Annotated in this window: 7 protein-coding genes; 3 read left to right on the top strand and 4 right to left on the bottom strand. The window is 67.2% G+C overall.

The annotated features are described in order from the left end of the window. The first annotated feature begins 28 nt into the window (after nt 1-28). Together QX073_RS31395 and QX073_RS31390 are read left to right on the top strand one after the other, a co-directional pair. Nucleotides 29-1,618: an NADH-quinone oxidoreductase subunit L gene (locus QX073_RS31395; protein WP_316226913.1), complete on the top strand. Its 1,590-nt coding sequence runs from the start codon at nt 29-31 to the stop codon at nt 1,616-1,618. 13 nt (nt 1,619-1,631) lie between these two features. Continuing rightward, the gene (locus QX073_RS31390; protein WP_316226912.1) at nt 1,632-4,157 is read left to right on the top strand and encodes a DUF2309 domain-containing protein; all 2,526 of its coding nucleotides are present in this window, start codon (nt 1,632-1,634) and stop codon (nt 4,155-4,157) included. A gap of 47 nt (nt 4,158-4,204) precedes the next feature. Here QX073_RS31390 and QX073_RS31385 read toward each other — a convergent pair whose 3' ends face one another. The 3 genes from QX073_RS31385 to QX073_RS31375 all read right to left on the bottom strand — a co-directional run bounded on the left by QX073_RS31385 (nt 4,205) and on the right by QX073_RS31375 (nt 10,831). After that, entirely contained in the window at nt 4,205-7,003 is a 2,799-nt protein-coding gene (locus QX073_RS31385) for a di-heme-cytochrome C peroxidase (RefSeq protein WP_315825436.1), read from the bottom strand. Nucleotides 7,004-7,177: 174 nt separating this feature from the next. Continuing rightward, entirely contained in the window at nt 7,178-8,971 is a 1,794-nt protein-coding gene (locus QX073_RS31380) for an adenylate/guanylate cyclase domain-containing protein (RefSeq protein WP_315716569.1), read from the bottom strand. A gap of 114 nt (nt 8,972-9,085) precedes the next feature. Beyond that, nucleotides 9,086-10,831: an adenylate/guanylate cyclase domain-containing protein gene (locus QX073_RS31375; protein ID WP_315716570.1), complete on the bottom strand. Its 1,746-nt coding sequence runs from the start codon at nt 10,829-10,831 to the stop codon at nt 9,086-9,088. Nucleotides 10,832-11,002: 171 nt separating this feature from the next. On the opposite strand from QX073_RS31375, the gene QX073_RS31370 reads away from it, so the two are divergent. Continuing rightward, nucleotides 11,003-11,644 carry a LysE family translocator gene (locus tag QX073_RS31370; protein ID WP_316167848.1) on the top strand — a complete coding sequence of 214 codons (642 nt, stop codon included), beginning with the start codon at nt 11,003-11,005 and terminating at the stop codon, nt 11,642-11,644. A 1-nt stretch (nt 11,645) separates the two neighbouring features. On the opposite strand, the gene QX073_RS31365 is transcribed toward QX073_RS31370, so the two are convergent. Further along, nucleotides 11,646-12,398 (bottom strand): sulfite exporter TauE/SafE family protein, encoded by a 753-nt coding sequence (locus tag QX073_RS31365; protein WP_315825434.1) that lies wholly within the window; start codon nt 12,396-12,398, stop codon nt 11,646-11,648. Nucleotides 12,399-12,435: the final 37 nt, after the last annotated feature.

Here is a 12,435-nt window from a genome sequence, read left to right as displayed (position 1 = left end):
TCCCCTGTGATCAAACGACCGGGCCGCCATGAACCAGCTCCTTCCCTGTCTTGCGGCGCTTGCGCCGCTCACGCTCGCGGTCGTCGCGCTCGCCGGCACCGGCGGCAGCGCCAGAACCGTCGCACGTAACGCGATCGCGACCGCCGCGCTCGCATTCGCCCTTGCCACTGTCGCGAGCCTCGGCGCAGCGGTCATGGGGGCAGGGCGGACGCCACTGCTCGGCGGCTACGGCCTAGGGTTGTCGCTGCAGCTCGATACGCTCGGCGCCATCCTCATCATGCTGGTCAGCTTCATCGGCTTCGTCGTCGTGCGCTACAGCCGCAACTATCTCGACGGCGATCCCGGCCAGGTCAGGTTCACGCGCTGGCTGCTGCTCACCCTGGCCGCGGTGCTGACCTTGCTGATCTCCGGAAACCTGGTTCTGCTGCTGGCGGCCTGGATCGGCACCAGCCTGGCGCTCGGCAAGCTGCTGCTGTTCTACGACACCCGTCCGGCCGCGGTCCGCGCCTCGCGCAAGAAGTTCGTGGCGAGCCGGCTCGGCGATGCCTTCCTCGCGGTCGCGGCGCTGCTTCTCTACCTCCGCTTCGGCACGCTGGAGCTCGCCAGCCTCGCTGCGCAGGCCCGCGGCGGAGAAGGGGCGGGATCGGCGATTGTCACGATCGCCGCGCTGCTGATCGTCGCGACCGCGATGCTGAAATCCGCGCAGCTGCCGCTGCATGGCTGGCTTATCGAGGTGATGGAGACGCCGACCCCGGTGTCGGCCCTGCTGCATGCCGGCATCATCAATGCCGGTGGCTTCCTGGTGCTCAGGCTCAGCGACGTGCTGCTGCTGGCCACGCCCGCGCTCGACGTCCTCGCGGTCGTCGGTGGCGCCACCGCGCTGTTCGGCTCGCTGGTGATGCTGACGCAGACCTCGGTCAAGGTTCAGCTCGCTTATTCGACGGTGGCGCAGATGGGCTTCATGCTGCTGCAATGCGGGCTCGGCGCCTTCTCCGCGGCGCTGCTGCACATCGTGGCGCATTCGCTCTACAAGGCGCACGCCTTCCTGTCGTCGGGCAGCATCATCGATCTCGCCCGCGCGTCATGGACGCCGAGCCCCGGCGGCCAGCCGCACGCCGCAAGGCTGATCCTGGCCTTGGTCGCGGTGATCGGCCTCGCGCTGCTGACGGGGCTCGCCTTCGGCATGACGCTCCGCAGCAACCCGGCGCAGATCGCGCTCGGCTCGGTGCTGCTGATGGGGCTGGTGCACCTGATGGCCAACGCGATCGACGAGCGGCCGAACGCCTTCGTCATCGCCCGCGCCGCGGTGACCGCAGCGGGCGTCGCGATCGTCTACTTCGCGCTGCAGGCCGGCACGGCCTGGCTGGTCGGCGGCAGCATTCCCGCATCGCGGCCGGTCGATGGTGTCGTGCCGATGCTGATCGCGGCGGCCGTGGTGGTCTCGTTCGCGGCGGTGACCGTGTTCCAGAACCAGATGATGCGCCGCGCCGACGCGCCGTTCTGGATCGCGGCTTACGTCCACCTGCGCAACGGCCTCTATCTCAACACGCTCGCCAACCGCCTCGTGCTGACGGTTTGGCCGCGAAGCGCGAGCTCGCACCTTCCGTCCAAGCCGTAAGCCGGAGATGAAGATGACCCAGGCTGCCCTTGCCATGTCCATGACCGACCCGATCGACACCACCGCCGATGCCGGGCTGATGGCCCGCATCGACAGCGCCTGCCAGCGGGTCGCGCCGTTGTGGCCGCTGAAGCACTTCGTCGCCGTCAATCCGTTCCTCGGCTTTACCTCGCAGAGCTTCGCCGCGACCGCCGCGACGTTCGAGCGCGTGGTGCGGACGCGGATGCTGATGCCGCGCGGCTACTACCGGCAGGCGCTCGACGACGGCCGGATCGACGATGAAGCGCTGGCGCAGGCGCTCGCGCTGCATCCCTCGACCGGGCTCGATGTCGACGCGCTCAAGCAGAAGGCGCGCGCCGAGGCCAGGCTGTCGTCGCCGCCCGCCGTCGTGGCGACGGTCGCCGAGGTGCTCGACCGGCTCGCCGAGGGCGATCGCTACGTCTCGCTGGTCGCCTTCATGATCGACGAGATCTCGGCGTTTTGCGCCACCTATTTCGACGAAGGCCAGGCGAGCTGGCCCAGCCCGGTGCGCAAGCTGAAGCCCTATGCCGCGTGGCGGACGATCGCGGCCTATGACCGCAATCCCGAGGTGATGGGGCTCACCGGCTTCCGCAAGGCGATCGCGGAGCTGCCGGCCGATCCGGTGCAGGCGATCGGTCTGATCGTCGACCGGCTCGGCATCCCCGCGCGGGCAGTCGAGGACTATCTGGTGCGGGCACTGTTCGATCTCGGCGGCTGGTCGGCCTATGCCCGCTACATCGGTTGGAACGCGCAGCTCGACGGTCGGCGCGACGAGACGCTGCTGGAGCTGCTGGCGATCCGGCTCGCCTGGGGCTACGCGCTCTATCAGGCGCGCACCGACGACGCCTTCAAGGCGGCCTGGGCGGAGGCCATGGCGGAAGCGGCGAAGCTGCCGGCCGATCAGCGGCTCGACGAGACGCCGGAGCTTGCGATCGATCTCGTGCTGCACGAGGCCTATGAGATCGCCTTCCGGGCGCGGCTGGTCGGGCAGCTTGCCGCGCATGGCGCAGAGGCGGCGATCCCGCGGCTGCCGGCGCGGCCGGCGTTGCAGGCCGCGTTCTGCATCGACGTGCGCTCGGAGATCTTCCGGCGCGCGCTGGAGACCGCTTATCCGGAAGCCGAGACGATCGGCTTCGCCGGATTCTTCGGCTTCCCGATCGAATACGTCCCGATCGGCCATACCAGGGGCGGCGCGCAATGCCCGGTGCTGCTCAAGCCCGCCTTTGTCGTTTGCGAGGCCGTCAAGCATGCCGATGACGTCGAGGCGGCCGAGGTGCTGGGTCTGCGGCTGCTGCGGCGGCGGGCGGCCAAGGCCTGGAAGTCGTTCAAGGTCTCGGCCGTCTCGTCGTTCTCCTTCGTCGAGACCGCCGGCCTCGGCTTCGCCGCCAAGATCGCAACCGACAGCGCAGGTGTCACGCGTCCCGTGCCGTCACCCGTCGTTGATGGTCTCGATCCCGAGATCGCGGCCCGCGTCCAGCCGCGGCTGACACCGGGCGAGCTCGGCGGGCGGGCCACCGGCTTCACCGATCCGCAGCGCGTCGCGATGGCCGAGGCGGTGCTCAAGGCGATGTCGCTGACCGGGCCGTTCGCGCGGCTCGTGCTGCTGGCCGGTCACGGCAGCACCACCGTCAACAATCCGCACGCGTCGGGGTTGGATTGCGGCGCCTGCGGGGGCCATACCGGCGAGGCCAATGCGCGGGTCGCCGCAGCCGTTCTCAACGACTGGCGTGTGCGAGAAGGTCTGCGCGCCAAGGGCATCGACATCCCCGCCGATTGCTGGTTCATCGGAGCGCTGCACGACACCACGACCGATGCCGTGACCTTGTTCGACGAGGACGACGTTCCGGCCGTGCTCGCGCCGGATCTGTCCCGGCTGAAGGCACGGCTCGCGGACGCTGCACGGCTGGCGCGGCAGGAGCGCAGCGCGCTGCTCGGCATCAAGGACGTATCCGACATCGATGACGCGGTGATCGCCCGGAGCCGCGACTGGTCGCAGGTGCGGCCCGAATGGGGGCTCGCCGGCAACGCCGCCTTCATCGCCGCGCCGCGCGCCTTCACCCGCGGCCTCGACCTCGGCGGCCGCGCCTTCCTGCACTCCTACGAGGCCGCCCGTGACGACGGCTATCGCACCCTCGAGCTGATCATGACGGCGCCGATGGTGGTCGCGAGCTGGATCAACCTGCAATATTACGGCTCGACCGTGAACAACGCTGCCTTCGGCAGCGGCAACAAGGTGTTGCACAACATCGTCGGCCAGCTCGGCGTGCTCGAGGGCAACGCCGGCGACTTGCGTGTCGGGCTGCCCTGGCAGTCGGTGCATGACGGCACGCGCTTCATCCACGAACCCATCAGGCTCAACGTCTTCATCGCCGCGCCGGAGAGCGCCATGGACGAGGTCCTGCAGCGTCACCAGGGCGTGCGCGATCTCGTCGTCAACGGCTGGGTGATCTTGCATTCCCTCGGAGAGCAGGGAGCGATCCGGCGTTGCGTGCGTCCGGGCGGCTGGACCGCGGCGTGAAGCCTGCGGTGCGCCCCATGATCAGCAGGCCGCACCGTCGCGTGACCTCACAGCGTCTTCAGGTACTCGATCAGGTCCCAGCGCTCGTCCTCCGAGAAGGCACCGCCGATGATGCCGTTCGGATAATCCTTGTTGGGCTTCGTCGGCCCTTCGAAGGAATGGCCGAGCGTGCTGTTGCCCTTGATCGGCTTGCCGCTGGAATCGCTGGTCACGAACAGCGTCTGTCCGACCTTGCACGTGCTCTCGCCGCCCTTCGGCACTGCGAAGCCGACCGACTTCGGGTCATAGTCGCGCGCGCCCTGGCAGAACGACGTCGGCCGCTCGGCAGCCGGCGTCAGCAGCCAGTACAGCGACGGCACCGAGCCGTTGTGCAGATAGGGTGCGGTCGCCCACACGCCGTTGAGCGGGCGGGCGCGATAGCTCTTGCCGGCCGGGTTGGGGCAGTTCCTGCGATCGCCCCACAATGCGGTCCGCTCCGCCTCGGAGATCTTGCGGTCCTCCATCCATTTGTCGCTGGCCTTCTGCACGACGGCCATCAGCGCCAGCGCATAGGGCATCTCCGTGGTCGAGCCCTGCGGCAGGTTGCAGCCCTTCAGGTCCTTGGCCGGATCGACCTCGAGGAAGCCTGCCACGTTGACCTTGCGGTTGGCCAGAATGCTCGCCTGTCCGGGGTCGGTCTGCATCGCCTCGACGGGCTTCTGCACGAGGTCGAGGATCGGGCCCTTGGCGTTCCAGCCCTTGCTCTCCCAGTCATCGGCTGGCTTGATCTTCCAGAAGCTCTTGTCCGGATAGGTCTTGTCGAACACGGTGTCGGCGACCGGGCCGAGATGGCACTCGACACAGACAGCGGCATAGAGCTTACGGCCGCGTTCGACGCGGACCGGATCGATCTTCCAGGCGTCGTCGCCGGCGAACAGCTTCTCCGGCCATTTCGGCGAGGTCAGCCCGCCGAACGCGGGCGTCGTGGTCGCGAACGGATCGGGACCGCGCAGCATGTTCTCGATGTAGAGCAGGTTATCGATCGCCATCGACGAGCGCCACAGTCTGTCGCTCGCGGTCTTCGGCGAGAAGTTGATCTGTGCGGAGACGCCGAGCGCCTCGCCGGCATTGCGGATCAGGGGCTGCGCGATCGATCCGTCATATTGCGCCCAGGAGAACCACGGAACGGTCCAGATCGGCGGATAGGACACCGGCGCGTCGATGGCCTCCTGGTTGTCGAGCATGTTGGGCAGACCGCTCGAGGCCATGTCGAGGTAGAATACCTGGTTGCCGATGCGGTTCAGCGCGTCGAGCCGGCCGAAGCCTTCCTCCGTCTCGGTCTGGCCCTTGGCTTCGATCGTGGTCTTGTAGTTGTTGGCCTGCATGTTGAGCGCGAAATCGATCGCGGCCTTCAGGCCCTTCTTCAGGCTCGCGCGATCGGCGTCGGACGCATTCGGTCCGAGCACGCGATCGGCAAAGCGCGTGAAGCGGCCGGGCACGTATTGCGTGAAGATCATCGCAAAGCCCATGGCCTCTTCAAGCTTGCGCAGGTCGACCATGCCGGGGCCGCCGTCGAAGCGTACGCTCACACCCTTGTAGTGGATGCTGCCGGAGTGACAGGCCGCGCAGGTCAGGCCGATCTTGTCGGACTGCGCGGCGCCGGTGGCGGGATCGGTCGCGCCGGTGAGCCGGGCAAAGCCGACCGGCAGGCCGCCTTCGTTGCCGGCCGGGGTCGGCTTGAGGCCGGCGGGCAGTGGCGCTGCGGGCTCGGTCTTGGCAGCCGTCGCGGCGTAGCCGAACGGCCGGAGGACGCTTGGGTCGCCGTCGACGCTCTTCGGGCTCGGGATGAAGCCGAAACGTTCGAGATAGGCGCTGTCGGAGATCAGGCCGGGCGTGCCGAACGGCGCCAGATAAGGCTGCTCCATCGCCATGAACCAGGCGTAGGGAATCGGGAAGGTCGCGGTGCCCTGCGTCACGTGGTGAAACCAGTGCCGGTCCTGCGTGGTCCAGCCCTGATCGAGCCAATAGGCCGCCCTGGTCGGCTCGGTCTCGGGCAAAGCGGGCGGGATCAACGCCGCGACCTTCTTCGGCAGAACCTTGCCGAGCTTGTCGCTGACGGCGTCGGGCGCGGCCACCCAGGCGAGCAACACGGCGGCGCCGGCCAGCACTGCCGTGCCGACGAGCGCCTTGCCGATACGCCAGACGATGTTCGCGGGCTTGGGCTTGGCCATCAGCCGCGCGGCGATACGCTGCGGCAGGCGGCGGTCGACGAACAGCGTGCGGACCTCGGCAACGGAGAGATAGCGGCCGTCGCCCTCGCCCTTGCCGAGGATGTTGAGCAGCACCGGCCATTCGCCCTGCATCAGAATGGGGAAGTACCAGCGCGCTCGGTCGCCGTCGCGCGTCAGATTGGCCTTCATGAAAGTCTGGATCTGCGCCTCGTTGAGGCCGCGCTCGGTGCCCCCGTTGGGATCGGGATAGTCGCTGCCGAAGCTCGCGAACCGGTCGATCTCCTCGGGATGAACCTTGGCCTCGGCGTCGAGAATGCGCGATCCGCCGCCATGTTTGTCGAGCGGGCCGTTGCGCAACTGGTCGAGATCGGCGCCGGACCACAGGCTCTTCAGCAGCCGCAGCGGCGACAGGCCGTTGGCGATCAGCGCAACGCCAAAGGTCTCGATGCCGACGAGCCGCTTCTTGAAGCCGGTCTCGCCGCTCGCCGCCTCGACCCGGTCGCCGATGGTCTTCAAGGGGACGCTGTGGCCGTCGACGAAGCCGCCGGCGACGAGCGCGCGCAGGAAGGGACACGGGTTGTCGGACGAGACCGGAAGCTGTCCGGGCAGGGCGTCACGGGCGCTGTCTTCTTGCATCGAAGAACATCCTTGGAAAGCACCTGAGTGATGAAAACGAAATCACGCAAACAAACGAGGACGACGCCGAATTGCGCCGAGGAACGGGCGGATCGGCCGCCGTCTGAACGCTACAATGCAATCGTGAATGATTGGCGCAACCCGCCCAAGTGTCAACCTCAAGTCGCGATCGCGCTATTCGCCCGCGAACTTGGCCTTGGTGTCCACCAGAGTGAGCTTGGTCAACGGGATGCCGGCCTTGGTGAGGCCGTCGCGATAATGCGCGATGTCGGCGGGATTGCGCCAGCGGATGTTGCTCAGGAGGCGCTCGATCGTCATCCACGGATGCTGGCTCAAAAGTGCCGCGACGGCCTCGCCCGCTTCGACCGAGCGTCCGAGCTGCGCCAGCGCGGCGGCGCGGATGGCGAGGCACTGCAGATGGTTCGGGTTCTGATAGTGCGACTCTCGCGCCCAGGACAGCGAGGCGTCGTACTGGCCGAGCATGTAATGGCTGAACGCGCTCAGCACCGACCATTGATAGCGCGGATCGCTGTTGCCGCGCTGGGCCGCCACCGAGAACAGCTCGATCGCCTGGCGGTGCTCGCCGGCGACGAGATGGCAGACGCCGAGCACGCCGCGCGCGCCCATGTCATAGGGATTGAGCTGCAGCGACTTGCGCGCCGCCTCCATCCCGGCCTCGACCCGGCCCTGCATGGCATGGACATAGGCCAGCAGCGAATAGGAGAAGGACGAGCGGGAATCGAGCCGGACGCCGGCCTCGGCCAGCGCCATTGCCTCGTCCCACAGCTCCCGTGAGTTCCTGATCCAGCCGAAATGGATGCCCTGCAGCAGGATGGTGCCGAGATAGGTGTGGGCGATCGCAAGACCTGGGTCGATCCTGATCGCCTCGCGGAACAGCGCGATCGAGCTCTCGTAGTCGGCCTTGGTCGGCTGGTAGTAGTGCGACAGCCCGCGCAGGAAGCGATCCCACGCCGTGAGGTCCGTGGTCTTGGACCGCACCGGCACCGCCGCCTCCGCGCGATAGATCTCGGGGATCAGCGCGGTGCAGAGGTTGGCGGTGATGTCATCCTGCACTGCAAACAGGTCGCCGATGTCGCGGTCGTAGCGGCCGGCCCACAGCTGCTCGCCGTTCTCCGGCGCGACCAGCTCGGCGGTAACCCTGATCTTGTCGCCGGAGCGCCGCACCGAGCCCTGGATGAGATAGGTCGCATCGATCTCGCGCGCGATCAGGCGGGCACTCATGCCGGCATGCTTGAAGGCGAAGGTGGAGTTGCGGCTGAGCACCCGGAAGAACGACTGCAGCGACAGCGCATGGATGAGGTCTTCGGCCAGGCCGTCCGAGAAGTATTCGTCGGTCTCGCCGCTGAGATTGGCGAATGGCAGCACGCCGACGATGGCGGTGCGGTATTGCGCCGGCAGGGTCGTGGCGGACCGCTGCTCGCGGCTCTTCTCCGGCGAGGACGGATCCCAGGTCCAGACGTTGATGGTGTCTTCGATGTTCTTGAAGCGGAACGGCCCGCGGTCGACGAAGGTGACCGTGAGGTGCTTGCTGGCTTCCTGGTAGGCCTTGTGGGAGACGGCAATTCCGCCGGGCGGTGCTGCGGCTTCAAGCCGCACCGCGGTGTTGACGCCGTCGCCGAACACCTCGTCCTCATCGAAGATGACGTCGCCCATGTTGAGGCCGAGGCGAAACTGCATCACCCGGTCGGCCGGCAAATGAGCATTGCGCTCGGCCATCAGCTTCTGCACCTCGACCGAGGCCGCGATGGCGCCGACGACGCTCGGAAATTCCAGGAGAAACCCGTCCCCTGTGTATTTCACGATGCGGCCGCCGTGATTGAGGATGATCGGGTGGATGGCGCCGCGATGGGCCTTGAACGCGGCATGGGTTCCCGCCTCGTCGGCGCCCATCATCCGCGAGTAACCGACCACATCGGCACAGACAATCGCGGCCAGCCGTCTCTCCATTCCGTCTTTGCTCCTACTCAGGGCGATACCACGGCAACAGCGGTCGAATCCAATCAATTTGCGGAAGCAATGTGTAGGCCATGTGGCGGGCCGGCGACATTGGACCCGATTGGCTCAGGTCAGCCCGGCCTTGATCAGTCCGTCGCGGTAGTGGTCGATGTCGTCCCGGCGTTTCCATCGGATGTTCTTGATGTGGCGGTCGAGCGTGAGCCAGGGGTATTGCGCGTGCAGCACGTCGACGGCGTCGCCCGCCTGGTCGGTCGCACCAAGCTGCGCCAGGGTCGCCGCGCGGATCGTCAGCGCCTGCAGATGGTTCGGGTAGAGAAACAGCTCCTCGCGGGCCCAGGACAACGCCGCCTCATAGCGGCCGAGCAGGTAGTGGCTGTAGGCATTCAGCGCCGGCCATTGGTAGCGCGGATCGCTGTTGCCGCGCTGGGCCGCGATCGAGAACAGATCGATCGCCTGCTGGTGCTCGCCGTTGACCATATGGCAGAGCCCGAGCACGCCGCGTGCGCCCATGTCGTAGGCATTGAGCTCGGTCGCCTTGCGCGCCGCCTTCATGCCGTCGTCATGGTCGCCCTGCATGGCCTGCACGAAGGCCAGGATCGCATAGGCGAACGAGGAGCGCCCGTCGAGCCGCACGCTGTCCAAGGCCAGATTCTTCGCCTCCTGCCAGAGCTCGCGCGAGCCCTTGATCCAGCCGAAATTGATGCCCTGCATCAGAATGGTCGCGAGATAAGCGTGCGCGAGACCGAGCGTGGGATCGAGCGCAATGGCTTGCCGAAACAGCGAGATGGAGATCTCGTAGTCGGCCTTGGTCGGTCGGTAGTAGTGCGACAGACCGCGCAGGAAGCGGTCCCATCCGGTCGGGTCGGTCGCCGGCGCGCGGACTGGAATCGAGGCTTCGACACGATAGATCTCCGGCATCAGCGCCGCGCATAGGCTGGTGGTGATCTCGTCCTGCATCGCGAAGAGATCACCGACATCGCCGTCATAGCGACCGGTCCACAATTGAGCGCCGGTCTCGGGCGCGATCAGCTCCGCCGTCACGCGGAGCTTGTGACGAGAGCGCCGCACCGTTCCCTGAATCAGGTAGGTCGCGTCGATCTCGCGTGCGACCAGGCGGGGATTGAGGCCGCGGTCCCTGAAGCGAAACGTCGAGGTGCGGCTCAGGACACGAAAGAACGATTGCAGCGACAGCGCATGGATCAGGTCGTCCGCGAGCCCGTCGGCGAGATAGGCGTCGGCGTCGTCGGAGAGGTTGACGAATGGCAGCACGCCGACGATCGCGGTGCGATATTGCGGCGGCAGGCCGGTGACGCTCGTCCCGGCCCGGATCGCCGCCTCGCTACCCGGCTCCCATGTCCACGCCTGCACCGGCTCCCGCAGGTTCTTGAACTGAAAGCTTCCGGCGCTGGTCAGCTTGACGGGGAGTTGCAGGCCGGCCTCCTCATAAGCCTTGGCCGAGACGGCAACACCGCCCGGGACGGCGATCGATTCCAGATTGACGGCGACATTGATGCCGTCGCCGAAGGCCTCGCCGTCATCGACCGTAAACTCACCCTGATGGATTCCCAGCCGGAAGCGCATGTTGCGGTCGGACGGCAGATCGGCGTTGCGCTCCGCCATCAGGGACTGCATCTCGATCCCGAACTGGATGGCGCTGGCGGCGTTGGCGAATTCCAGCAGAAAGCCGTCGCCGGTGTGTTTGACGATGCGGCCGGCGTGGTTGAGGATGATCGGATGGATGGCGCCGCGATGAGCCTTGAAGGCGGCGTGCGTGCCGTCCTCGTCAATCCCCATCATGCGTGAATAGCCGGCGACGTCGGCGCAAAGGATGGCAGCGAGGCGTCTTTCCATCACATCGTGCTCCCGCCTCGCGCATACCACGGCCGAGGCGGCCAAATCCAACGCTTTTCCAGAACCCATCGCGGCACCTCGCCATGCGGCCCCGCGCCGGCCTCTGCGGCGCGAGACGGCAATGCCGAGGCCAGGTATGGTTAGACCGTTATTGTTAGGAAATGTTCAATCATGCTCGGCATTCACGATCTGCCTTTGTTTCTCGTCTCCGGGCTGCTGCTCAACATCACGCCGGGTCCCGACACCGCCTACATCGTTGGCCGCAGCGCGCAGATGGGCTGGCGCGGCGGGGCCGCTGCCGCCTTCGGCATCAGCACGGGCTGCCTGGTTCACGTGTTCGGAAGTGCGATCGGGCTGTCGGCGCTGCTCACGGCCTCCGCGACGGCCTTCGCGACGGTGAAATGGGCCGGTGCGGCCTATCTGGTCTATCTCGGCATCACGCAGCTTCTGGCGCGGCGGCCGGACGCCGCCAGGGCCAGTGATGCGACGTCGATGCCGGTGGTGACGCTGCGCCAAGCGTTCTGGCAGGGCGCGCTCACCAACATCCTCAATCCGAAGGTCGCGATGTTCTTCCTCGCCTTCCTGCCGCAATTCGTCGCAGCCGAGGCGCCGCACAAGGCGATCGCCTTCCTGCTGCTCGGCACGATCTTCATCGTCAACAGCACGATCTGGTGTCTCGGCGTCGCCGTCGTCGCGGCCCGTGCAGCGCGCCGCGTGCGCGACTCGTCCGCCGCGCTGCTCTGGCTCAACCGCACGATCGGCGGGCTGCTGATCTATCTCGGCGTCCGGATCGCGATGCTCGAGGCGCGCTGACTTACCGGAGCAGCTCGACGACCGCCGTGCCGGCGAGATACAGGCCGAGCAGGATCATGGCGATCAGGAACACACGGCGGAACGCCTCGGCCGGCAGTCGGGATCGCGCCGCTTGGCCCGCGAACATGCCGACAAAGGCGCAGGCCATCGCGACCGCGCCGGGCAGGGCGGTGGCCGTGCTGAGCAGGCCGGAGCTCGTCAAGTTGAAGGCCAGCGTGACCGTGGCGACCGTGAAGAACACGCCGAGGGCCTGGACCAGCTCGTCCTTCTCGAGCCCGATCGCCTGCATGTACGGTACCGAGGGCACGACCTGCACGCCGGTGGCGGCCGAGATCAGCCCGGTGACGAGGCCGACGATGCCGCCGACCCATTTCTCGTGCGGCGGCGCGACCTTGAAGGCGAGCTTGGTGAGACCGAGCAGGGCATAGAGCATCAGCAAGACGCCGAGCGCGACGTTGCCCCAGCGGGTCGAGGCATGGCTGAGCGCGCCGGCGTTGAGGCAGATGCCGATCGCGGTCCCCAGCATCAGCGGCCATAGGCGCCTGGCGATATCGCGCAGATAGGGGCCGGCGAAGGTCTGCCAGATGTTGGTGATCACGGCCGGTACGATGACGATGGCGAGCGCCCGGCCCGGCGGCATGGCGACCGCGAGCAGTCCGACCGAGATGGTCGGCAGGCCGAGGCCGAGCGCGCCCTTGACGAAGCCGGCCAAAGTGAGCGCGAAGGCGATGAAGATGAGGATGGGGTCGATCATGGTCGGCACATTGACCAGACTGCGCCGACGACACAAT

Source organism: Bradyrhizobium sp. SZCCHNS3052 (assembly GCF_032484495.1).
Classification (GTDB): domain Bacteria; phylum Pseudomonadota; class Alphaproteobacteria; order Rhizobiales; family Xanthobacteraceae; genus Bradyrhizobium.
This window is presented reverse-complemented; position numbering and strand designations above follow the sequence as displayed.

Bases quoted from the DNA above. Each gene is read 5' to 3' on its own strand.
- QX073_RS31375 (WP_315716570.1), bottom strand. From the start codon at position 10,831: ATGGAAAGACGCCTCGCTGCCATCCTTTGCGCCGACGTCGCCGGCTAT.
- QX073_RS31385 (WP_315825436.1), bottom strand. From the start codon at position 7,003: ATGCAAGAAGACAGCGCCCGTGACGCCCTGCCCGGACAGCTTCCGGTC.
- QX073_RS31365 (WP_315825434.1), bottom strand. From the start codon at position 12,398: ATGATCGACCCCATCCTCATCTTCATCGCCTTCGCGCTCACTTTGGCC.
- QX073_RS31380 (WP_315716569.1), bottom strand. From the start codon at position 8,971: ATGGAGAGACGGCTGGCCGCGATTGTCTGTGCCGATGTGGTCGGTTAC.
- QX073_RS31390 (WP_316226912.1), top strand. From the start codon at position 1,632: ATGACCCAGGCTGCCCTTGCCATGTCCATGACCGACCCGATCGACACC.
- QX073_RS31395 (WP_316226913.1), top strand. From the start codon at position 29: ATGAACCAGCTCCTTCCCTGTCTTGCGGCGCTTGCGCCGCTCACGCTC.
- QX073_RS31370 (WP_316167848.1), top strand. From the start codon at position 11,003: ATGCTCGGCATTCACGATCTGCCTTTGTTTCTCGTCTCCGGGCTGCTG.